At 64.3% G+C, this 22,491-nt stretch carries 15 protein-coding genes, 1 tRNA gene, 1 other RNA gene and 2 pseudogenes; 9 read left to right on the forward strand and 10 right to left on the reverse strand.

The window, feature by feature from the left end; all coding sequences use genetic code 11:
• Window positions 1-40: 40 nt before the first annotated feature.
• A complete protein-coding gene (locus WJW29_RS14230; RefSeq protein ID WP_011259011.1) occupies window positions 41-754 on the reverse strand; it encodes a hypothetical protein in 714 nt (237 codons plus the stop codon).
• Window positions 755-856: 102 nt separating this feature from the next.
• The gene (locus WJW29_RS14235; protein WP_241762125.1) at window positions 857-1,939 is read right to left on the reverse strand and encodes a S8 family serine peptidase; all 1,083 of its coding nucleotides are present in this window, start codon (window positions 1,937-1,939) and stop codon (window positions 857-859) included.
• 339 nt (window positions 1,940-2,278) lie between these two features.
• On the opposite strand from WJW29_RS14235, the gene WJW29_RS14240 reads away from it, so the two are divergent.
• Together WJW29_RS14240 and WJW29_RS14245 are read left to right on the forward strand one after the other, a co-directional pair.
• A complete protein-coding gene (locus WJW29_RS14240; protein ID WP_011259013.1) occupies window positions 2,279-2,779 on the forward strand; it encodes an RNA polymerase sigma factor in 501 nt (166 codons plus the stop codon).
• On the forward strand, window positions 2,776-3,519 hold the full coding sequence (locus WJW29_RS14245; protein ID WP_228329615.1) for a hypothetical protein: 744 nt from the start codon (window positions 2,776-2,778) through the stop codon (window positions 3,517-3,519). The genes WJW29_RS14240 and WJW29_RS14245 overlap by 4 nt, the downstream gene beginning before the upstream one ends.
• Window positions 3,520-3,610: 91 nt before the next feature.
• On the opposite strand, the gene WJW29_RS14250 is transcribed toward WJW29_RS14245, so the two are convergent.
• The 3 genes from WJW29_RS14250 to WJW29_RS14260 all read right to left on the reverse strand — a co-directional run bounded on the left by WJW29_RS14250 (window position 3,611) and on the right by WJW29_RS14260 (window position 5,376).
• Window positions 3,611-4,111, reverse strand: coding sequence for a MarR family transcriptional regulator (locus WJW29_RS14250; protein ID WP_011259015.1), 501 nt, complete (start codon window positions 4,109-4,111; stop codon window positions 3,611-3,613).
• A 66-nt stretch (window positions 4,112-4,177) separates the two neighbouring features.
• Window positions 4,178-5,011: a hypothetical protein gene (locus WJW29_RS14255; RefSeq protein ID WP_011259016.1), complete on the reverse strand. Its 834-nt coding sequence runs from the start codon at window positions 5,009-5,011 to the stop codon at window positions 4,178-4,180.
• Between the two features lie 50 nt (window positions 5,012-5,061).
• Window positions 5,062-5,376, reverse strand: a complete 315-nt coding sequence (locus WJW29_RS14260; protein WP_011408556.1) for a GNAT family N-acetyltransferase — start codon at window positions 5,374-5,376, stop codon at window positions 5,062-5,064.
• A 183-nt stretch (window positions 5,377-5,559) separates the two neighbouring features.
• Here WJW29_RS14260 and WJW29_RS14265 point away from each other — a divergent pair, with 183 nt between their 5' ends.
• Window positions 5,560-5,748 carry a hypothetical protein gene (locus WJW29_RS14265; RefSeq protein ID WP_011259018.1) on the forward strand — a complete coding sequence of 63 codons (189 nt, stop codon included), beginning with the start codon at window positions 5,560-5,562 and terminating at the stop codon, window positions 5,746-5,748.
• Window positions 5,749-6,164: 416 nt separating this feature from the next.
• On the opposite strand, the gene WJW29_RS14270 is transcribed toward WJW29_RS14265, so the two are convergent.
• Both WJW29_RS14270 and WJW29_RS14275 read right to left on the reverse strand, forming a co-directional pair.
• The gene (locus WJW29_RS14270) at window positions 6,165-6,773 is read right to left on the reverse strand and encodes a rhomboid family intramembrane serine protease (protein WP_012444859.1); all 609 of its coding nucleotides are present in this window, start codon (window positions 6,771-6,773) and stop codon (window positions 6,165-6,167) included.
• Between the two features lie 7 nt (window positions 6,774-6,780).
• Window positions 6,781-7,624, reverse strand: a pseudogene (locus WJW29_RS14275) (MFS transporter).
• A gap of 350 nt (window positions 7,625-7,974) precedes the next feature.
• Here WJW29_RS14275 and WJW29_RS14280 point away from each other — a divergent pair.
• The 3 genes from WJW29_RS14280 (at window position 7,975) to WJW29_RS14290 (ending at window position 12,298) form a co-directional block, all read left to right on the forward strand.
• A complete protein-coding gene (locus WJW29_RS14280; protein WP_011259021.1) occupies window positions 7,975-9,753 on the forward strand; it encodes a M14 family metallopeptidase in 1,779 nt (592 codons plus the stop codon).
• A gap of 128 nt (window positions 9,754-9,881) precedes the next feature.
• A complete protein-coding gene (locus tag WJW29_RS14285) occupies window positions 9,882-12,071 on the forward strand; it encodes a glycoside hydrolase family 3 C-terminal domain-containing protein (protein ID WP_041182436.1) in 2,190 nt (729 codons plus the stop codon).
• Window positions 12,072-12,211: 140 nt separating this feature from the next.
• Window positions 12,212-12,298, forward strand: a tRNA-Leu gene (locus tag WJW29_RS14290).
• Window positions 12,299-12,640: 342 nt separating this feature from the next.
• Here WJW29_RS14290 and WJW29_RS14295 read toward each other — a convergent pair.
• Window positions 12,641-13,093, reverse strand: a pseudogene (locus tag WJW29_RS14295) (IS30 family transposase); the annotation flags it as partial.
• A 304-nt stretch (window positions 13,094-13,397) separates the two neighbouring features.
• Between WJW29_RS14295 and WJW29_RS14300 the strand changes: the two are divergent.
• Together WJW29_RS14300 and WJW29_RS14305 are read left to right on the forward strand one after the other, a co-directional pair.
• Complete coding sequence (locus WJW29_RS14300) at window positions 13,398-15,254, forward strand: EAL domain-containing protein (protein WP_011259023.1); 1,857 nt, start codon at window positions 13,398-13,400, stop codon at window positions 15,252-15,254.
• A gap of 61 nt (window positions 15,255-15,315) precedes the next feature.
• Window positions 15,316-15,390, forward strand: a non-coding RNA gene (locus WJW29_RS14305) — sX9 sRNA.
• Between the two features lie 108 nt (window positions 15,391-15,498).
• Here WJW29_RS14305 and WJW29_RS14310 read toward each other — a convergent pair.
• Both WJW29_RS14310 and WJW29_RS14315 read right to left on the reverse strand, forming a co-directional pair.
• Entirely contained in the window at window positions 15,499-17,061 is a 1,563-nt protein-coding gene (locus WJW29_RS14310) for a sodium/sugar symporter (protein ID WP_011408561.1), read from the reverse strand.
• Window positions 17,062-17,320: 259 nt separating this feature from the next.
• Entirely contained in the window at window positions 17,321-19,933 is a 2,613-nt protein-coding gene (locus tag WJW29_RS14315; protein WP_011259025.1) for an exo 1,3/1,4-beta-D-glucan glucohydrolase, read from the reverse strand.
• Window positions 19,934-20,366: 433 nt separating this feature from the next.
• Here WJW29_RS14315 and WJW29_RS14320 point away from each other — a divergent pair, with 433 nt between their 5' ends.
• The gene (locus WJW29_RS14320; RefSeq protein ID WP_011408563.1) at window positions 20,367-22,322 is read left to right on the forward strand and encodes an alkaline phosphatase PhoX; all 1,956 of its coding nucleotides are present in this window, start codon (window positions 20,367-20,369) and stop codon (window positions 22,320-22,322) included.
• Window positions 22,323-22,491 lie beyond the last annotated feature (169 nt).

The raw sequence follows: 22,491 nt of genomic DNA on the forward strand, positions 1-22,491 counted from the left end.
CTCACTAGCGCGCATCTGCCTCGCGCGGACTCAGGTCAGGTTACTGCCCCTGGCCCGAAGCGCTGGCGTCGACGCCAGCACCGACCGAACCGCTGGCATTGCCCTGCCCATTCCCGGCCTGCATCGCACCAGACCCGGATGCACTGGCCCCACCCGACGCCCGCGCCGACGACGGGCTCAGGGTGGCATTGGCAGTGTGCGATGCGCTGCCGCCCGCTGCGCCACTGCCGCTCAGCGCCGGAGTGCTTAGCGTGCCGGCACGGCTGGAGGCAGCGGCTCCTTGGACCATCTGCATGCCAGCCGAGCCGGTCGCACGGGCGGCAGTCTGTGCGTTGCCGACAGCACTGTTCGCGCCGCTACGCGCCATCTGCGCGGTGTTACGCGCCGTTGCTACGCTGCTGGCGGCTGTCGTCTCGGTCATGGTCTTCGCACCCATGGCGGCATCGCCGGCCGCATCCTTCGTCGCCGAGGCGGCGGCGGCACCGCGCGCGGCGGTGCGCTGCGCCGCGCCACGCACATGCCGCGACTGCACATCGACGGCACGCTGCCCGTGTTCGAGCGTAGACCCTGCGTCCAGGGTGCCAGCGCCGGCCACGTTACCGCCAAGCGTCGCACCGCCCACCCCACCGACTGTGCCACCCACCGTCCCGGTGAGTCCGCCGGCACCGCCGAGTGCCTGCGCACCAGCCAGGCCGGGGCCCAGCGCCAATACCGCAACCATCACCGCACTGGAGATCAAGGTCTTGTTCTTCATCGCTATCTCCTCCTCTGCCGCAGCCAATCTGCGGCCTCACCCAACCATACGCACCGAACGCGAGCGTTCATCCCGGCATGACCGTGCGCAGACAGGAAGCATTCACCGCCCCGGCTCCCGCTGCAGCGGGAGCTCTTCGCCCAACACGCCATAGCCGTACACCGGGTCAACGCCGCTCGCCCCAAGATCGTGTGCGCGGCGTTGCAACTGTGCAAGCAGCGCAGCAGCGGCCTGCGGATCGGGCTGCGTCAGGGATTGCGCCGCGATGCGCGCCACCAACGGCGCAGCGAAAGAGGTTCCACGCTGCCGTTTCCACTGCCCTTGCGGCGCGGCGGCAATGAGGTCGCCGATCGCGGCAAAGGCGACCTGGGAACCGCGCCCGGCCTCCGGCAGGACACGCAGCCGCGCATCGACCGCGCTCACGCCGATCACACCGGGATAGGAGGCCGGATACAGCGGCGGAGCCGCCGGTCCATCATTGCCGACAGCCGCCACCAGCAAATGCCCGCGTGCCACCAAGGCGGCCACCGCGCGCGCCAGCAGCTTGTTCGGTTCACCGACCAGGCTGATATTGATCACCGCAACGTCTTGCTGCGCCATCCAGGCCAATGCAGCGACCAGTTCGACCGCTGCACCGTCGCCGGGTGCACCGCAATACAGATCGGCCGCATACACGGTGCGCGCGATGGGCCCATGCATGACCGCGCGTCCAGCCAACAGCGATGCCACCGCAGTGCCGTGGAGCTGAGCGGGCGCGCCTCCACCGCAGCCCCAGCGCTGGACCTGCACACCGGCCAGCGCAGGATGCGCCGGGTCGACACCGCTATCGATCAGTCCCACCCGAAACGCAGCCGCTGCATCGGCCTGAGCCGGAACCGGAGGCGCCTGGGCAGCAGATGCCTCGCCGGCCTGGGACTCGCTATAAAGGTGGTTATAGACATACTCGCCCTGCGGGTCGAGCTGGCGCAGCCGCTGCATCGCCTGTTGCGTTGCCAGACCTGGCGGCGCGCGCAACACCACCACGCGCAGGCCCAGCGCATCGAAGCGGCGTTGTTCTGCGACGACGAACCCGGCGCTCTGTGCTGCCTGCAAGGCCGCTGGACGCGGCGCCAATGCCACGATCTGACCACGCATCACGATCGCGCCATCGGCATCGCGATCCAGATCGCGCGGCCGCGCACGCACAAGCGCATCCAGGCGCATCCAGGCGCAGCCTGCGCAACTGCCGTAGATCGCCCTGCGCTTGCTGCAACACGCGATCCGGCGCAGCCGACAGCGGCGGTACGGTTTGCGTCACGTCGTTCGCCAGTCCCCCGACAGAGGGCAGCGCACGTTGCGCCGACACCGGCTGGCCGACGGCCAGCATTGCAAGCCAGCACCAGCGCATGCCGCGCATTTTCGCCATCGTCCACCCCACCATGGTTGCTTGTTGCACGCCATGCCACACTAATCACGCCTCGCAGACGCACCGTGAACGCTTTGCAGCGCGCGCGGAAGAAAACCACCTTGCCAGACGTATAGCTGATGAACGATCTTGATCCTGTGGTAACCGTCAGCGACGGCATCTGCGCACTGCTCCCGCGACTTAGGCGCTTCGCACGCGCGATTGCCGGCCATCCGGCCGATGCCGACGATCTGCTGCAGGTGGCGATCGAACGGGCGTTGCGTCATTGCGCGCAGTGGCGGCCGGAAACGCCGCTGCAATACTGGCTGTTTGGCATCATCCGTCATGCATGGCTCGATGAAGTGCGCGCGCAGCGGCGCAGACGCCAGCTGTTCGTCAGCGCCGCAGAAGGAGAACAGGTCGGCGACAGCCCGATGGAGCGCCAGCAGGAGTGGATGGCGGTACAGGCGGCAATGGCGCAGTTGCCCGACGAGCAACGGTGGCCGATCGCCTTGGTATTGATCGAAGGGTTGTCGTATCGGGACGCTGCAGCGGTCCTGGAAATCCCGATCGGCACCCTGACCAGTCGCCTGGCACGCGGCCGCGAAGCGCTACAGGCGTTATTAGAGGAAAAATCGTGAAGGACATCGACGAATCCACGCTGCTGGCCTACGCAGACGGCGCGTTGACACCCGACCAGGCCGGACGCGTCGAGGCCGTGCTCGCGGCAGATCCGCAGCGGGCCGCCGACGTGCGTCAGTTGCAGCAGGTCAAAGCGCGACTGCGTAACGGCTATGCATCGGTGCTCGAAGAACCCATCCCGGCGCACTTGCTGGATGCGGCGCGACAGCGCCCGCCGGCCTCACCACAGACGTCTGTCGTCACCGCCACTGCTCCCATCCAAGCGCCGGCGACGCGGCAGCACGCAACGCGGCGTTGGGCCGTGCCCACTTCCATCGCGGCCGCGCTGCTGATCGGCCTCTGGCTCTGGCAACGCCAGCCGGCGCAGCCCGCGCCGTCTGCCCTGCTGGCCGAGCAAGGACATGACGCCAGCGGTACACTTGCGCTGGCGCTGGACCGTCAGCTTTCCGGCGAGCAGCAGGGCAAGATTCGTATGGGCCTGAGTTTTCGCGCGCACGATGGACGCTATTGCCGAAGCTTTTCGCTGCAATCCAGCCACGCTGGATTGGCCTGTCGTCAGGGTGAGCGTTGGCGCATCGAAGCAGTTTCGCCACTGCAGCCGCAACGCAACGACAGCGAGTTGCGCATGGCCTCCAGCACACTGCCGGCCGCCTTGTTGGATGCCATCGATGCCCGCATCGACGGTCAGGCCCTAGACGCCGAAGGCGAGCGTAGTGCGCGCGCGCGCCACTGGCGTTGATCCGCGCGCCGAATGCACTCAGGCGCTGGCGCTTAGAGCACCGGCACTCGACCACGAACCCCACGACGGTGTTCGCACGGTACGGCAGTGCTCATTCGGAGATCGCGTCCACACCATCAAGCAGCTTCTTCAACAGCCTCTCCAAACGCACTTGCTCTGCCTCGCTCATGCTGGCCGTTTCTGCATTCACCAACGTGCAGACATCGGGCAACAGGCTTTCGATCAAGGCCAACCCCGCAGGCAGCAACGTCAATACGATTTTGCGTCGATCGTCCGGGCTACTCGAACGCGTAATCAGCCCCTTTTCGCACAGCTGATCGGTGAGCCTGGTAATGTTGGCCGGTTTTTCGCTGGCGGCTTCGGCTACCTCGGTCGGCGTAATCGCTTGCGCTGGTGTGCCATAAAGCATCATCAGAATCTCGTATTCCGGCGGGCTGATGCCATACGGCTTGAGCAGCGTGCAGCCATGCGTATGCAGTCGCTTGTAGATATGCTTGATCAGTCTCACCAGCACTGCCGGCTCCCGCGGGAACGCCGGATAACGGATGCAGGTGTGGTCCACGCGACTTGCGGTTGGATCGAAACTACTCATATCACCCGTTTGAATACATTACTGAATGGCCGGCCTATTCAATCACATCACGCGTGGCGCAACACCTCAGCGAGCGAAGAGATGTACATGTTCCGGTGCGACCCATGGTAATAATGTGGACGCAGCAACTTCTGCCGTTTGCATGTCATCCGAGTATGGGCCCACCTGATACGGCGGAAACACAAATCGCACGGCAGCGATCTGCCCGCTCGCATTCAACACCGGCACGAATTGTGCAAAATTATCCACTTTTGCTGCAGTACCCTCCGCAATCATGCGATCGCTCAATGCAACCTGTTCGGCCTGCTCTTCCACGGGCACGCGATCGGCTTGAACGCGCTGGGTCGCCGCAGCATGCAATTGCGCCGCCACCTCGCCACCGATCTTCTCCCAGCCTGCCGGGTCTGGAATCAGCGCCTGCGCGGTCAATTGCTTGCGCTCCTTGACCAACCACACAAAGCGCGCCATCAGCGGCTCGCCATGCGCGGCGCCGGTGTAACGGCTGCCGTTGGCAGAAATCACGATCAGGTCGGGGGTCTGCAAAACGGTCTCGAACGCCAGTGACAGCTCATACGGCGCGGCTGGCTTGTCGTTGCCCAGGCCGGACACGGCCTGCATCAGTTCGGCGCGCGCATCCTGCGCATAGCCGCGAAGGAGCGCCGTGAGTTCCGGATACGCATCCAGCCCGTGCGGATAGCTGATGCCAATCATGTAGGCGGGCGCATGTTCGATCACATCTTGCAGCGGACCGCTCTCTACGACGATCGGCTCTGCAGGCGGCGCTGTGGCGGCTGCAGGCTCGCTTGGCTCTGCAGTTGTCGGTTCGCGCTGCGTACACCCTGCCAACACGGCCAGCACCAACAAGCCCCGCACTGCCTTCACTCCAAGCAACCGCCCCATTATCGCCCGCTCCCCTGATCAATAGTATTACGAAAAGACGCTTCTGCTGGTCAAGCCAGCAGATCCTGAAATTGCGGATGTTGCCGCACGTAGGCATCGGCATAGCTGCAGGCCGGCACCACTTTCAGACCGCTTTGGCGTGCATAGTCCAGAGCAGCCGCCACCAGGACTGCCGCGATACCGCGTCCGCCGATGGCGTCGGGCACCTGCGTGTGGGTGATGGTCATGATCTCACCCTCGCGGCGATACGCCAGCTCGGCGCGATGTCCATCGGTGCCTATATTGAAACGCTGCCCGGCCAGATCGTGCTCTGCGTGCACTGTCGACATCTCTCTCATTGCCTGCGCCAAGCAGGAAGCGATCATCAGTGTGACCAGCGCGATACCGCGCCTGCGTGAAAGTGAATCGATGCTGTGATCGGTGGCGAAGCGTGTAGAAAACACGCTCAAGTTCGCTCGGAGGGCGCCGATAGCTGGCCTGAAGGCAATGGCTGCAACCGGTCTGCGAAAGCCGCCAACGTCTTCGCCTATATAACAAGGAGCCACCGCATGAACCACGATTCGGCCGAACACAGCGCAGACAGCGATAGCTCGTTGCTGGAAAACTTGCTGCAGTTCGCCCTCAAAGGCGATACCCACAATCCGGATTTCACACAGCTCAACGATACCGTGTACGAGCGCCTGCAGCAGGCCTATGGCGTGGCGTCCAGCGCGGACCAGAAACGCAACGCGGCCTGAGCTGGCGTCGCTGCGCAGTGGCGGTCTCGTCCGCTGCGCAGTCGTCGATCATGGAGTAAACCGCCGCCGGCTGCGTACCGACGGCCTGCCTGTAGCAGGATCAAGTGAGAGATGTCAGCCAGTTTAGGCATCGCTGCACCTGACCCGTGACTGCGCCCCCCCCTCTTACAGGTCGCCGTCATTTGCCAAGCCCATGCCACCATCGCGCGTCAGCGCCGGCTCGGTCTTGGCAAGCACGCTCCCTATCCGTTTCCCGCAACGACCAAGTCCATTCGACGCTGCTGCCGTCGAGCGGCACGCTGCGCTTGCTGCAATCACCGTTGGCACTTCGCGACGCCTGAGAAAGGCTCGCTATGAACAGACGACTGCAGTAGGCCAGCGACCTCACGCCAGCGCGACCATCTTGCCAGCCCCGCTCAGCCGAAGCGCGGATTGGACAGCTGTTCCAGAAACACCTGCCACACGCGCGGCTCCATGATCAGCATGAACATCACACCGAACGCGGCACCGGCCAGATGCGCGCTGTGGTTGATGCGATCGCCGCCACAGCGGTCCATCCACAGGCTGTAGCCGACGTAGAACACCGCATAGATGATCGCCGGTGCCGGAATGAACAGCACCAGGATGATCGTCCATGGCTGCAGCAGGATGAAGGCGAACAACACCGCCGAGACCGCGCCGGATGCGCCCAGGCTGAGGTAATTCGGATTCTTCTGATTCTTCAGGTAGCTCGGCAGGATCGAGACCGCCAGTGCAGCCAGATAGAACAACGGATAGGTCAGCACGCTGCCGGTGAGCTGAGCCATCACGCTCTCGATCACCCGGCCGAAGAAAAACAGCGTCACCATGTTGAAGACCAGGTGCCCCAGGTCGGCATGGATGAAGCCGTAGGTCACCAGCCGGTCGTATTGCTTGTGCTTGTCCACCGCCGGCGGCCACAGGATCAGCCGGTCGCTCAACTTCCGGTTGTTGAACGCCATCCAAGAGACGATGCCGGTGATGGCGATCAGGATCAGGGTAATCATGCAGACCTCAGGCAGTACGGTAATTGTCGACCAGGCGACACCGGCGCGCGTACAGGCCGAAGGCCAGGGCCGCCAGGAACGCAAAAGCCGCGAAGAAGAACATCAAGAATGCCGCGTCGCTGAGCCCAGTATCGGCGATATGCGCGGTCACCGTCGCGTTGCGCACCGCAACGTTCGATAGCAGCACCCACAGCATGCGGGTCCTTCGGCGGCAGCGGCACCAGCACATAGCGCTTGCGCCCCGGCCAGAACACCAGCGTGGCCACCAACATCAGGATGCCGGGAATGCCGAATGCCCAGGCCGGGCCAAGACTCTTCAGCGCCGGCGCAATCAACAGCGAAGCGAACAACGCGCCGAAATTGATGATCCAATAAAAGGCGTCGAACACCAGCTTGGCCAGATGTTTGTTGGACTGGTCGAACTGGTCGCCCACGAACGAAGCCACCAGCGGTTTGATGCCGCCCGCGCCGAGCGCGATCAGGCCCAGGCCAAGGAAGAACCCGTCGCGGCTGCCTTCGAACAGCGCAAGGCAGGCATGCGCGGCGCAAGAAACCAAACTGAACCACAAAATGGTGTTGTAGTTGCCCAAAAAGCGGTCGGCCAGCCAGCCGCCCGGCAGCGGGAAGAAATGCACCCCGATCATGAAACTGTGCAGGATGTGCTTGGCCTCGGCTTCGCGCCCGGGGCCGCTGATCTCCTGCAGCAACAGCCAGGTGATCAGGAACTGCACCAGGATGTTGCGCATGCCGTAGAAGCTGAAACGCTCGCAGGCATCGTTGCCGATGATGAAAGGAATCTGGCGCGGCAGCCGCGCGCCGGCACAAGCGCCTGGCGAGATGGAGGTGGTCAAAGGCAGTCCGGTCGTGCTGAAGACAGGCCCTAATCGTACCGGCGGGCGCACGCATGCCGCCATTGCCCGCCCGAACTGCCACGCACGGGCGCTGAGCGGATGCGGCTGGCAGACGTTATTCCCAAGGGCGACGAGGTCGCGCAGGTTGGCTGGGGCCGACGTTGCGCGGGCTGCGCGTTGTTTGCTCCCGCCTCGCATGCTGATTACGTGGTCGGCAAAAACCCAGTGCCGTGTTCGGTTTGAACCCGCACGTGGCAGGGATTGCGACAAGGCCATGATGCAGTGCAGATTGGCCTTGCACGCTGGCTCGGCTACGTTGCAGATATTTTCCTGGAACACTGGACAGCTGGATGCCCCGTTTCACCCGCCTGGCCCTGCGCCTGTTGCTGCTGACGTCCACCTCTGCCGCCCTGGCTGCCACGCCCCTGAGTACGCAGGCAGAGCGCAGCGGCTTCGTGCAGACCGGGCGCTACGATGAAGTCATTGCGCTGTGCGATGCGTTTGCGCAGCGCTCCCCCCAGGCGGTGCGTTGCATCCAGTTCGGCACCACGCCGGAAGGCCGGCCGATGAAGGCCTTGGTCGCCTCCACCAGTGGCGCGCTCGACGCCCAATCGGCCGCGCAGCAAAAACTGCCGGTGGTGTTGATCCAGGGCGGCCTCCATGCCGGCGAGATCAATGGCAAGGACGCGGGCTTTCTGGCACTGCGCGAGCTGCTCGACGGCAAGGCCGGCAAAGGCGTGCTCGACAAGCTGGTGTGGGTGTTCGTGCCGGTGTTCACCGTCGATGGGCATGAGCGCTGCGGTGCGTGGAACCGCCCCACTCAACGCGGCACCGAGCAGATGGGCTGGCGCACCACCGCACAGAACTTCAATCTCAATCGCGACGACGTCAAGGCCGACGCGCCGGAAATGCAGGCGATGTTGCAACTGGTGCAGCAGTGGGACCCGCTGATGTACGTGGACCTGCACGTCACCGATGGTGCCAAGTTCGAGCACGACGTGCCGGTGCAGGTGGAACCAGCGCATGCCGGCGATGCGACCTTGCAGCGCGATGGCACCCGCTGGCGCGACGCGGTGCTTGCCGATCTGAAAAAACAGGGCTCGCTGCCGCTGCCGTATGACCCGTCGTTCGTGCACGAAGACGACCCTGGCTCCGGCTTTGCACACGATGTGTCGCCGCCGCGTTTTTCGCACGGCTATTTCCTGCTGCGCAACCGCTTCGGCATGTTGGTGGAAACGCATTCGTGGAAGGATTACCCCACGCGCGTGCGAGTCACCCGCAATGCCATCGTCTCGGTGCTGCAGCAGGCTGCACGCAACGACGCGCAGTGGCGCACCGACGCAGTGGTTGCCGATCAACGCGCCACGCACCTGGCTGGCACGTCCGAGCCGTTGAGTTTTGCGGCCGGCCCGCAAGCGCGCACGGTCGCGTTTCGTGGCTACGCGTATACGCGCACGCCGTCGCCGATTTCCGGCGCGCTGATGACGCGCTACGACGAGAGCAAACCGCAAATCTGGAAGGTACCCCTGCGCGACCAGATCAAGCCCGATGTGGTGGTGGATGCCCCGCGCGGTGGCTATCTCGTGCCGGCGGCGCAAGCCGCCTTGGTAAGCGAAAAACTGCGCCTGCATGGCATCGCGTTTCAGACGATCGGCAATGCAGCGGAGCGCCCGGTGCAGACCGTCCGCGCCGATACCGTCACGTTCGCGGCACGCTCCAACGAAAGCCATCAGACCGTCAAACTTAGCGGCCAGAGGCGCGATGAAACCCGCACCGTGCCGGCTGGCTCGTTGTTCGTACCGATCGCGCAACCCAAGGCACGTCTGGTAATGGCGATGCTGGAACCGCAGGCACCGGATTCGCTGCTGCAGTGGGGCTTTTTCACTACCGCGTTCGAGCGTAAGGAATACATGGAAGCCTATGTCGCCGAAGAAGTGGCGCGCGACATGCTTGCCAAAGATGACGCATTGAAGGCGCAGTTCGAACAGCGCATCGCCAGCGATTCGGACTTTGCCAAGAATCCGCAGGCACGCCTGGAATTCTTCGCCAAGCGCCATGCATCGTGGGATGAGCGCTACCAGCTCTATCCGTTACTCCGCACCGCGCAGACCGACTTCGCGCCCAGTTGATCAGCCATTTCGGTGCCCCTCTGATTCGTTATGACCCAGCACTACAAGGACACGCCGTGCCGCAGCTTGATATGAAAACCTTTACACGCCGCCAACATCGCCCTCGTCCGTTGATTCTGGCGGTGGGCTTGGGTCTCGGCATCGCTTTGACTGCACCACTGGCAGCCGCGCAAAACGCGCCGTCCTCCCAGCCGTGGAGGGACACCGCATTGACTGCGGACCAGCGCGCCGACCGCTTGCTGGCGCAAATGACCGAAGACGAAAAATTCCAGATGCTGCGCAGCTATTTGGGCCTGGGCACCGACAAGATTCCCAAGCCTGCAGGCGCGCTGGGTTCGGCTGGCTACGTGCCCGGTATCGCAAGGCTGGGCATCCCCGCGCAGCAGCTGGCCGATGCCGGCGTGGGCGTGACCAACCCCGGCGGCATCCGCAAGGGCGACTACGCCACCGCAATGCCATCGGTTCTGTCGACCGCATCGAGCTGGAACCGGCAATTGGCGTATGCCGGTGGCAAGACCATGGGCCGCGAATCCTGGCAGCAGGGCTTCAACGTATTGCTCGCCGGCAGCGTCAATCTGCAGCGCGACCCGCGTAACGGACGCAATTTCGAATACGCGGGTGAAGATCCGTTGTTGGCCGGCACCATGGTCGGTGAATCGATTCGCGGCGTGCAAAGCGAACATGTGCTGTCGACAATGAAGCACTTCGCGCTCAACGACATGGAGACACGGCGCAACTTCCATAGCGCCCAGATCGGCGAGCAGGCGATGCACGAATCGGACCTGCTGGCCTTCGAGATCGCGCTGAAGATCGGCGACCCGGCCTCGGTGATGTGTTCGTACAACAAGATCAATGGCGTCTACGGCTGCGAGCACGATTACCTGCTCAACCAGGTGCTCAAACAGGAATGGAAATACCCCGGCTATGTAATGTCCGATTGGGGCGGCGTACACAGCGGCTCCAAGGCGGCGCTGGCGGGTCTGGATCAAGAATCGGCAGGCGAAGTGTTCGACGTGGCGGTGTTCTTCGATGCACCGTTGCGCATGGCGGTGTCTGCCGGCGTGGTGCCACGCGCGCGCTTCGACGATATGGTCAAACGCATCCTGCGCAGCCTGTTCGCGCATGGCGCGTTCGATTACCCGACCCAGCGCCAACCCATCGATGGCAAGGCCGGTCTGTTGGCTGCGCAGCATGTGGCCGAAGCAGGCAGCGTCTTGCTGCGCAACGAGCAGGCCATGTTGCCGGTGTCCCAGGACGTGCGCCGCATTGCCGTGATCGGCGGCTACGCCGACAAGGGCGTGATGTCCGGTGGCGGCTCCTCGCGCGTGGACGTCACCATCAACGGCGGCAACGCGGTGCCCGGCATCACCCCGACCACCTGGCCCGGCCCGGTGATCATCCACCCGTCCTCGCCGCTGCAGGCGCTGCGCGCGGCATTGCCGAACGCGCAGATCGATTACGTCGACGGCAAAGATCGCGCCGCTGCCGCACGCGCCGCCAAGGCGGCCGACGTGGCGATCGTGTTCGCCACCCAATGGGCCACCGAATCGGTGGACCTGCCGGATATGCGCTTGCCCGACAACCAGGACGCGCTGATCGAAGCGGTGGCCAAAGCCAACCCCAAAACCACCGTGGTACTGGAAACCAACGGGCCGGTGCGCATGCCGTGGGCCGAGCGCGTGCCGGCGGTGTTGCAAGCGTGGTATCCGGGCATCGGTGGCGGCGAGGCGATCGCCAATCTGCTGACCGGCACGGTGAATCCTTCCGGCCACTTGCCGGTGACCTGGCCGGTGGACGAATCGCAGCTGCCGCGCCCCTCGATTCCGGGCCTGGGCTTCAAACCGGCCAAGCCGGGCGAAGACACCATCGACTACGCCATCGAAGGCGCCAACGTCGGTTACAAGTGGTTCGCCGCGCACAAGCTGACCCCGCGTTATCCGTTCGGCCATGGCCTGTCGTACACGCAGTTCCGCATGGATGGACTGCGCGTGGAGGCGAACGGCAGCCAGCTCACCGCCAGCTTCGAAGTGGAAAATATCGGCCAGCGCGAAGGCGCCGCCGTGCCACAGCTCTACGTCACCCTGCCCGACGGCCACGCCACCCCGCTGCGGCTGATCGGCTGGCAGAAGCTCACGCTCAAGCCGGGCGAAAAGCGTAGCGTGCAGGTAGTAGCCGAGCCAAAGACGTTGGCCGACTTCGACGCCCAGGCACGTCGCTGGACGATTGCGGCGGGCACTTATCGCGTGCAACTGGCGCGCTCGGCGAGCGAACCCGTGCAGAGCGCAGCGGTCACGCTGCAAGCCGCGCAGTTGCCGTGAGCGTAGTGGGCGCATGCACTGAAGCGTGCGTGCGCCAGCTCGGGCTGGTTCGGTTGCCATGCGGCGCACGTCGCCAGGAAAAAATGTGGCGGATGCGTTGACAGTCTTGCGCGCAGCTTGCACAATTCGCCCACTGAGTCGCCCAGGTGGCGGAATTGGTAGACGCACTAGCTTCAGGTGCTAGCGGGGGCAACTTCGTGGAGGTTCGAGTCCTCTCCTGGGCACCACGACTCACGGTAGATCGTAAAAAACCTCGCTTCGGCGGGGTTTTTTTGCGTTTGGGCGGGTGCCTGATAGATCGCTTGCTGTCGCAAGCGCTGTCCGGAGGCAAATCGGCGAGCACATCCCCTGGTTTGACGACGACGCGCCCAAAGCCGGCGAGCAACACGCTGCTCCGCCTCTGAGCACGATGATCCGCAAGCAGCGCACACGTAACGGAGTGTTGGCTGCGGCTTGCAGGTAGCGCGTAGCCTCAGCGCGATCCAGTCACGTACCGTGCGATGCAGTGACCTTCGACACGCGTGGCCGGTCGCCACCAAGGGTGAGGATGACGCGTCGCCCATCAAGGCACTCCGCCCATGCGTCGCCCGTTGCAGCTGCCCGCGGCCATCGCGCACGCCACGTCGACGGCGCTTGCGGCGGCGTTTGCGTAGATGCATGAACAACTGACCACCGCGCTTCTGATCGGCGTCGATGTGCCGATAGATCCATGCGTGACTGGCCAAGCCGGTGCGACCGGCGATCTGTTCGGGACTGACGTCCTCCCTCAGCAGAACCTCGATCTGGCCGATACGCTCGGCGCGAATGCGTGGACGCCGGCTGGCCTGTGTGCGCCGATGGGCGCTGATGCGCTGCGCGTGATCGGGCTGGTACCGCGCAGCGTGCTGATTGCGGCGCAGCTCACGACTGATCGTGCTGGGCGCACGCGCCAATACATCGGCGATGGCGCGCATCGACATCCCGGTTTCATATAACGCATGTAGGCGGTATCGTTCTGACAGGTCCAGGCGGCTGGATGACATGGGCAACTCCATTTGGTAGTGAAGTCTCTCAGGTCAGGTCGCCTGGACCACGTCACAACCGTTGGTGTTGCGATCCAGAGTTGAAGCCGCCCCCTAATTTACTGACTTATGAGTAAGCAGATAACGATTGCTCGGGAAGGCAGCGTCGCGCTGTTGCGTTAGCCGGATGGCGCCATGGAGCGATTGCGGCGTACTTCTGGCGCAGCGCTCATCAGCACCAATCAGCCCAAGGCCTGCCCGGCCGAAACTGAACGGAGTCCATCACCGCCAATCAAGGGATTAGGCTTCAGGCCGATACGAGCATATGACTTCATTGCCCGCCTCCGTTGAATCTCTTCTTCCACCAGCGCTGGACGAGTCCACCCGGCTCGCAGTGCTGCGCGGCCTTTGCCTGCTGGATTCGCCGCCAGACCCGGTGTTCGACACCGTGGCCGCCATGGCAGCGCGCAGCATGGGGACGGAAATTGCGCTGGTATCGCTGGTGGACGAACACCGCCAGTGGTTCAAGACACGCATTGGCCTGGAAGAGCGGGAGACGCCACGCAGCCAGGCGTTCTGCACGCACGCGATCCGCTCGGACGAAGTGATGGTGGTACTGGATGCGCGGCTGGATCCGCGCTTGTGCGACAACCCGCTGGTGCTGGGGCCGCCATTCATTCGCTTCTATGTCGGCGCACCGCTGAAGCTACGCGATGGCCACAGTATCGGCACCTTGTGCGCCATCGGCACCAGCCCGCGCGAAGGACTGGATGCAGGGGCGATTACCCAGCTGGAAGGCCTGCGCGACCTGGCCGTGTTGCGCGTGGAAAACCTGCGCAGCAACACCTACCGCGACGGTCCGACCGGGCTACCCAACCGCTCGCGTTTCAGCGAAGACCTGGATACCTGGCTGTCGCAGCGCGATACCGCACCAGCCACCACGGCGGTGGCGATCGATGTGTGCGGCAGCGATTACTTGCGCGACATGGTCAAGGCGCTGGGCTGGGAATACGCAGATGGCTATGTCTCCACGGCACAGCGCCGGCTGACTGCCTATCTGCCCGGCGGCACCATCCTGTATCGGTTGGACCCCACCACCTTCGGCTTCCTGGCGCAGGCCGAAGGCCAGCGCCTGGCCACGCTGTGCACGAAGGTCTCCAAGGCGTTCACCGAGCCATTGGAACATCAAGGCATCCCGCATACCGCAGTGGCTTCGATCGGCGCGGTCTCGCTGCAGTCCAGCTACGGCGCCACTGACACCATCCGCTCGCTGACCACCTCGGTGGATATCGCGCGCGAGCGCTGCATGCCGTGGAGCATGTATGAGCGCAAGCACGATGTTGCCCAGCGCAATACCTTCCGCCTGCTCGCTGCCCTGCCCGCCGCGCTGGACAGCAACAACCAGCTGCGTCTGCACTATCAACCGCGCGTGGATCTGCACGACCACCGCTGCGTGGGCGTGGAGGCATTGCTGCGCTGGCAGCACCCGCTGATCGGCCCGGTGGTGCCGTCGGATTTCATTCCGATGGCCGAGAAAACCGCGCTGATCAACCGCATCACCGCCTGGGTCATCGACAACGGCATCGCGCAGGCCGCGCGCTGGCAGCAGCAAGGCCTGGACTTCAATCTGGCCTTGAACGTGTCGGCTGCCGATCTGGATCGCCCCGGCTTTGCCGACCTGCTGCAGCGTGGCCTGGATCGCTACAAGCTGGACCCACGCCGGCTGGAAATCGAATTCACCGAAAGCGCAATGATCCGCCACCCCGAACACCTGGCCGAACAACTGGCCGCCATCGCAGCGCTGGGCGTACATATCGCCATCGACGACTTCGGCACTGGCTACAGCAATTTCAGCTATCTCAAGCAACTGCCGGCCAGCGCGTTGAAGATCGATCAATCCTTCATCCGCTCGTTGCCGGACAACCGCACCGACCGCACCCTGGTACCGGCGATGATCCAGCTTAGCCATAGCCTGGGCCAGCGCGTGGTCGCCGAAGGCATCGAATCGGCGGAGGCGTATGCGCACTTGCGCGCCTGGGGCTGCAACGAAGGCCAGGGGTATTGGATCGCCAAACCGATGCCGGCCGCCGCACTGGAAACCTGGTTGGAAACGCCGTGGCACGAGCAACATGCCGCACCGGTCAATCAGCTTGCCGCCAGCCTGGCGGCGGCACGCGTCTAAGCGCAGCCAGCAAAACGACTGCGCAATCGCCAGGCGTGCGCGCCCCGTGCTCGGAATCGGCATGTACCAGTGTGCACTCCGGTTCCTGCGCGCCGTCCACGCCCACCTGACGACTGCTCGCGACGTCTTGGTAACCGCACTAAGCAACACCAGAAACGCAGGCCCCAGACGCAACGCGGAGCTGCGCGGCACCCAAGTGTCGCGCAGTGTTGCGTCTGAAGACATCAACCTGCCGATGTAGCGCTTACCAGAACACCGTGTACAGCACGATCAGAATCGCGATGACGCCGGCCGCGCCGATCTTGAAGCTCAGCGTGGTGCCGTAGGCGACTTCGTTGGTGCGAATCAGATCGCGTGCCTGCGTTGCCGGCGTCAGCAGCGACACCAGCACAGCCAGCATCAGCGCAGCGACGAACACCACGCCAATGCGGTCCATGAACGGCAGTTCCGGCCACGCGAACTTGAGCACGAACGACAACACCACCGAGCCGATCGCCGCGGTCAGCGCGCCGGCTTCGTTGGCGCGCTTCCAGAACAGACCCAGCATGAAGATCACCACCACGCCGGGGGTAAAGAAGCCGGTGAATTCCTGGATGAACTGGAAGCCCTGATCGAAGTTGCCAAGCAACGGCCGTGCGGTAAGGATGCCGATCAGCACCGAGACGGCGGCAACGATACGGCCCACGCGCACAAGTTGCTTCTGTTCGGTCTGCGGGCGGAACTTGGCGTAGAAATCCAGGGTGAAGATGGTCGCCACCGAATTGATCTTGGACGCCAGCGAGGCCACGATCGCCGCCACCAACGCAGCGAACACCAGCCCCAGCATGCCGGTCGGCAATAGCTGCATCATGGTCGGGTACGCCTGATCGGGCTTGGCCAGATCCGGCGCCAGCACCACCGCGGCAATGCCCGGCACCACGATCACCAACGGCATCAGCAGCTTCAGGAATGCCGCAAACACCATGCCCTTCTGCGCCTCGCCGATGTTCTTGGCCGCCAGCGCACGCTGGATGATGTACTGGTTGAAACCCCAATAACTGATGTTCATCACCCACAGCCCGCCCAGCAGCACGCTCAGGCCCGGCAGATCCTTGTAGAACGGGTTGTCTTTGGTCAGGATCATGTGGAAGTGCTCGGGGTGCGCATTCCACAGGTGTTGGAAGCCTTCCAGCACGCCAGCGCCATCGCCGATGCGCGCCAGGGTCAGCGCGGCCACCAGCAGCCCGCCCAAGACCAACAGCGTGACCTGCACGATGTCGGTCAGCGCCACCGCCTTCAGCCCGCCGTATAGCTGGTAGACCAGCGCAAACACGCCGATCAACGCCAGCGCCAGGGTCTGGTCCATGCCGGTGACCTGGCTGACCGCGATCGACCCCAGCCACAGGATCGAGGTGAGGTTGACGAACACGTACAGCAGCAGCCAGAACACCGCCATCAGCGTACGGATCCACTTGCCGTAACGCTGCTCCAAAAACTGCGGCATGGTGTAGATGCCGTTGCGCAGGAAGATCGGCAGGAAGAATTTGCCGACGATCAGCAGCGTCAGCGCCGCCATCCATTCGTAGGACGCAATCGCCAGACCGATCGCATAGCCGGAACCGGCCATGCCGATGATCTGTTCGGCCGAGATGTTCGCGGCAATCAGCGATGCGCCGATCGCCCACCACGGCAACGACTTGCTGGCCAGGAAATAATCCTCGGCACTCTTGCTGTGGCCTGCCTTCTCGCGCGACACCCATTGCGCGAGCACGAAGATGCCGGTCAGGTAGACCAGCACAATCACGATATCCAACGTCGCCAAACCCACTGCACTCTCCTGTCTGGCTCTGGGGGTGCGCGTCGAGCGCTTGACGAACCTGCAGAATGCTGCCGCAACGCATCGCGTGCGCCACGGCAGCGCGGCGAACCGCAGCTGCAGGCCATCCCGGCCGATCGACGCGCGCGTCCCGCGGCGGCTGATGACACCACCGATCAGGGTGGCCGCTATACCGCGCCGCCAGCAGTGGCGACGCGCCTGTTTCATCCGATCTCCCGCAGGCGCGCACGCACGCCTGCGGGAATGCTGCTTATTTGACCGGGCAGTCGACGCCGACTTCGGCTTCGTTGAGCGCGCCCAGCGCCACCTTGGATATCGACAGAGTCAGCGCGGCAGCGCTTTCAATGCTGGCAACCTCGCTCAGCTTGGTCACGTCGGCGCCTGCCACAGCGAAGCACTTGAGCGGCACGCCGACCACTTTCCACTGGCCTTGCGGCAGCGCAGCCAGGGTCTTCTGCACATCGACGCGGCCACCACACTTCTCGCCGCAGCCCACGCCCAGCCACACCGGTGCGGTCACTGCGCTGTCGCGGCGCAGGGTCAGCTGCAACTGCACATCGCCGTTGCTCTCACGCGAAACGTCCACCGGCTTGCCAGACACCAGCAGCACGCTGGCAACCGAACTGCCGGACCACACCAGACGGCGCGCATCTTCCTGCACCTTGTGGTCGACTGCGGTTATCTTCAGGCTGTCGTCGGACAGGCCCACCGGCAGCGTGGTCGCCGGCACATGCTTCTGGGCAACACCGGACATCTGCATCGCAATCCCCAGTGCCGGCTTGCCGCGCACGAAGTACAGCCCGCTCACCGACTGCTCGCCTGACACGCCCGACGCTTCCGGCAGTGCCGCCAAGTCGCCCTTGTCGGCGTAAGTCAGGCCGAAGCCGAACTTGAACTGCGGGTCGTAGTCCTTCTGGCCGACGTTGTTGGCGAACTGCACCGCGGTCTTTGGCCAGGAAAAGCTCAGCTTGCCCTTGAAGTCGTGCTGCACCGTGCCATCGGCCTTGCGCAACAGCACATCGGCGATGCCCTCGCCTTCGGAACCCGGCAACCAGGCCGCCACGAATGCGTCGGAGGCATTGATGTACTGGTTCATCCACAGCGGACGCCCGCTCAGGAATACCGCCACCACCGGGATGCCTTCTGCCTTGAGCTTCTTGATCAAGGCCAGCTCGCTCTCGTCGCCTGGCTTGTACAGCAAGGTGGCGATGTCGCCCTGGAATTCGGCGTACGGGTTTTCGCCGAACACCACCACGGCCACGTCCGGCCTGGTCTTGTAGGCGCCATCCACAGCCAGCTCGGCGCTGCCGCCGGCCGCCGTGATCTGCTTGTCCAGGCCTTCCCAGATGGTGGTGCCGTTGGGGTAGTCGCTGCGCTTGGTGCCGGTGCCCTGCCAGTTCAGCGTCCAGCCGCCGGACTGCTTGCCCATGTCGTTGGCACCGTCGCCCAGCACCAGCACGCGCTTGGTCGGATCCAGCGGCAGGATGCCGGCCTGGTTCTTCAGCAGCACCAACGACTCACGCACTGCCTGGCGGGCGATCGCACGGTGTTCCGGTGCACCCAGCAATTCGTACTTGCCACCGAGCGGGCGCTTGGACGGCTTGCCGGCTTCGAACAGGCCCAGACGCAGCTTGACGCGCAGGATGCGGCGCACCGCATCGTCCAGGCGCTCGGCCGAGATCTGCCCGGACTTCACCGCCGCCAGTTCGGTTTCGTAGATGCCCTTCCAGCTGTCGGCGGCCATCGCCATGTCGACGCCGGCAATGAACGAGGCCGGGCAGTTCTGGTTGGTGCAGCCCTTGACCTGGCCGTGGCCGTTCCAGTCGCCGACCACGAAGCCGCCGAAGTTCATGCGGCCCTTGAGCACGTCGGTCAGCATGACCTTGTTGCCGTGCATCTTTTCGCCGTTGAAGCTGTTGAACGAGGCCATTACGCTCTGCGCGCCGGCAGCGATCGCCGGCGGATAACCGGCCGCATGGATGTCGCGCATGGTGGCTTCGGACACCTTGGTGTCGCCCTGGTCCTTGCCATCGGTGGTGCCGCCGTCGCCGACGAAATGCTTCACCGAGGAAATCACGTGGCTGCCGTCCAGGAACTGCGGCGTGCCCGGTGTGCCCTGGACGCCTTCGACCATCTTGCCGGCGAAGCTGGCCACCACGTCCGGCGACTCGGAATAGCCTTCGTAGGTGCGGCCCCAGCGGTCGTCCTGCGGCACCGCCACGGTCGGCGCGAAGGTCCACTCCATGCCGGTGACGCGGGTTTCGGCAGCGGTGATTTCGCCAATCTTCTTGATCAGATCGGGATTGCGCGTGGCACCCAGGCCGATGTTGTGCGGAAACAGCGTGGCGCCGACGATGTTGCTCTGGCCGTGCACCGCATCGATGCCGAAGATGATCGGAATCGCGTTGCCGCCCTTGGAGGTGTCCATCGACGCCTCATAGAACGCGTCGGCCAGCTTCAACCAGTCGGCCGGGCTGGCGTTGTACTTGCCACCCGGATCGGAGTTGCCGCCGGCCAGCACCGAGCCGATGCGATATTTGCGCACGTCGTCCGGGGTCATGCTGGCGATATCGCCCTGTATGGTCTGGGCGACCTTCTCTTCCACGCTCATCTTGGCCATCACATCGGTGATGCGCTGCTCCAGCGCTGCGTCCTGCGGGAACGGCCACTTCGGCGACGGCCATTGGTCCGGATGGATGGTGGTCGACGACGCGGCAGGTGCAGCAGCCGGGGCGGTCTTGTTCGCCTCGCCAGCGGTGTCCTTGCCTTGGCAGGCGGCCAACATCAGCACCGCTGCAGCGGTTGCCAGGCAGAGGGCGCGACGCGCGACGGGCGCGGCGGCACGACGGAGCAGCTTGTCCAAGATCAGGTTCTCCAGGGTGGTTCTCCCACGGCGATGCGTTGCGCCGCAGGCCATCAGGCGGCGTACGCTTGCGTGATTCCCCTACCCTGTCAACAACCGCCGACCGTATGCCGAATCGCTGGCAACTTATTGGCCGCGGCTATAGCGTTGGAATACCGGCAGCACCTGTGAAACCAGGCAAAACGCCCCAATCCGCCATCGTGGCTGGTGTTGGAAGCAAGCGCACTTTGTTGCATCGCACCACCTGCCGATTCGGTCAGTGCGCAGCATCGGCACGCAATGGCGTCTGGCAACGCGCGCGTGCGCAGACGTGTTCGAACACCGGCCAACGGGTGAGCTCGCCGTCAAACAACTGTCATACCGGCGGCCTAGCGTAAACTGCCTGGCGATGCGCCACTGCCATTGTCGATCGTTGCTTTTGCCTGGAGTTTCGATGTCTGCCTCCCCCGACCCCTCCCGTCGTCGCCTGATGCAATTTCTGGCGGCCATCCCCCTGTTGCCGCTTGGCAACGCCAGCGCAGCTGCTCTGCAACAACTTGGCGGTGCCGCGTGGGCCGCGCGCCCGTTGCGACCATCGGACAATCCGACCCGCCTGGTGTCGGCCACCTTCCACGGCATGCCGGCGCCCAGCCTGGCCAACCCGGCGGCGATGGCCACCACCACGGTCGGCTCGGCACTCAGCGTAACGCGCAGCGACGGCAGCACGCAGCGCTATGCACTGGCCTACCACCCGTTCTTCGTCACCGGCGACCAGGTGCCCGACGGCAACGGCGGCACCGTGCTGGCGGGTGGGTACTACGACATCCAGCATCGCCCGATCATCGACCGCTCCAAACCCGGTGCCGAACGTGCGTTCTTTTCCGATTGCCCGGACGGCTCCTCGCTGCTGACCCTGCCCCATGCCAAGGTGCCGGGCGTCAAGGGCAACCACGTATTCGCGGTAGTGCAGTTCGAATACACCACCCGCGACCAGGCCGGCAACGACGTCAATCGCCACCTGCCCGCGCCGATCGCGGTGTTGACGCTGGATCAGGACCCGGCCACCGGCAAGCTCTCGCTGGTGAAGTACCACAACGTCGACACTGCGCCAGTGCATGGGCTGTGGACCACCTGCGGCGCCAGCCTGTCGCCGTGGAATACCCACCTGTCCAGCGAAGAGTACGAGCCCGACGCCACCGCGCTGGCTGGCAATACCCAGTTCCGCAGCTACAGCACGCATTTGTACGGCGACCCGGAAAAAGCCAACCCCTACCACTACGGGCATCTGCCGGAAATCACCGTGCACCCGGACGGCACCGGCAGCGTGCGCAAGCACTATTGCCTGGGCCGCATCTCGCACGAACTGGTGCAGGTGATGCCCGACCAACGCACCGTGTTGATGGGCGACGACGCCACCAATGGCGGACTTTTCATGTTCATCGCCGACCGTAAGGCGGACCTCTCTGCCGGCACATTGTATGTCGGCAAGTGGCACCAGACCTCCGGCATCGGCCCGGGTGCGGCCACGTTGAGCTGGATCAAGCTCGGCCACGCCACCAGTGCCGAGATCCAGGCCATGGCCGACCGCCTTACTGCCGCCGACATCCTCGATGTGCACCTGAGCGATCCGGGCGACGCCGCTTTTACCAAGATTCCGTTCAACGGCACCTTCAACTGGATCCGCATCAAACCCGGCATGGAAAAGGCCGCCACCTATCTGGAAACCCATCGCTATGCCGCGCTGGCCGGCGGCAGCCTGGGCTTCACCAAGCTCGAAGGCACCACCGTCAACGCGCACGACAAGGTCGCCTATATGGCGATGTCCTACATTGTCACCAGCATGCTCAACGGCTCGGGCGATGTAAAAGTACAGGGCCCGGAAGCCGGCGCGGTCTATGCCTTGAATCTGCGCGGCGGCCAACGCGACAGTCACGGCGCGCCAATCCACAGCGACTGGGTGCCGATCGATATGGCCGCCCCGGCGGCCCTCACCGGCCACAACCTGGCCAAGGCCGATGCGCTGGGCAATCTGGCCGACCCGGAACGGATCGCCAACCCGGACAACCTCAAGTTCTCCGAGTCGTTGCGCACCTTGTTCATCGGCGAAGACAGTAGCCTGCACGTCAACAATTTCCTGTGGGCCTACAACGTGGACAACGGCACGCTGACGCGCGTGCTGTCGGTGCCGGCAGGCGCCGAATCGACCGGTTTGCACGCGGTCGACGAAATCCACGGCTGGACCTATGTGATGAGCAACTTCCAGCATCCTGGCGACTGGGAAAGCCCGTTGCACGACACCGTCAAAGCCACGCTGGACCCGCTGGTCCGCGCCAACTACAAGGACCGCTTCGGTGGTGCCGTGGGTTATCTCACCGGCGATCCGGTGGCGGTGCAGTTGGGCAAGGCATAAGCGCTGATGTTTCCAGTTGCGGCGCTGCGTGACGCTGCAGCTGACACGTGCAGCGGTGCATTCCCGCTGCTGTCGCATACCGGTAGGAGCGCACCTGGGCCGGTAGCAGCGCACCCGGGCGCGAGGAGCGTTGCCGATATGGCCTGTTGCGCCTGGATACGCTCCTGCG

The organism is Xanthomonas sp. JL1, from assembly GCF_038405005.1.

Coding starts and splice junctions, on each gene's coding strand:
- WJW29_RS14230 (WP_011259011.1), bottom strand. CDS start 754: ATGAAGAACAAGACCTTGATCTCCAGTGCGGTGATGGTTGCGGTATTG.
- WJW29_RS14240 (WP_011259013.1), top strand. CDS start 2,279: ATGAACGATCTTGATCCTGTGGTAACCGTCAGCGACGGCATCTGCGCA.
- WJW29_RS14250 (WP_011259015.1), bottom strand. CDS start 4,111: ATGAGTAGTTTCGATCCAACCGCAAGTCGCGTGGACCACACCTGCATC.
- WJW29_RS14255 (WP_011259016.1), bottom strand. CDS start 5,011: ATGGGGCGGTTGCTTGGAGTGAAGGCAGTGCGGGGCTTGTTGGTGCTG.
- WJW29_RS14260 (WP_011408556.1), bottom strand. CDS start 5,376: ATGATCGCTTCCTGCTTGGCGCAGGCAATGAGAGAGATGTCGACAGTG.
- WJW29_RS14265 (WP_011259018.1), top strand. CDS start 5,560: ATGAACCACGATTCGGCCGAACACAGCGCAGACAGCGATAGCTCGTTG.
- WJW29_RS14270 (WP_012444859.1), bottom strand. CDS start 6,773: ATGATTACCCTGATCCTGATCGCCATCACCGGCATCGTCTCTTGGATG.
- WJW29_RS14280 (WP_011259021.1), top strand. CDS start 7,975: ATGCCCCGTTTCACCCGCCTGGCCCTGCGCCTGTTGCTGCTGACGTCC.
- WJW29_RS14300 (WP_011259023.1), top strand. CDS start 13,398: ATGACTTCATTGCCCGCCTCCGTTGAATCTCTTCTTCCACCAGCGCTG.
- WJW29_RS14320 (WP_011408563.1), top strand. CDS start 20,367: ATGTCTGCCTCCCCCGACCCCTCCCGTCGTCGCCTGATGCAATTTCTG.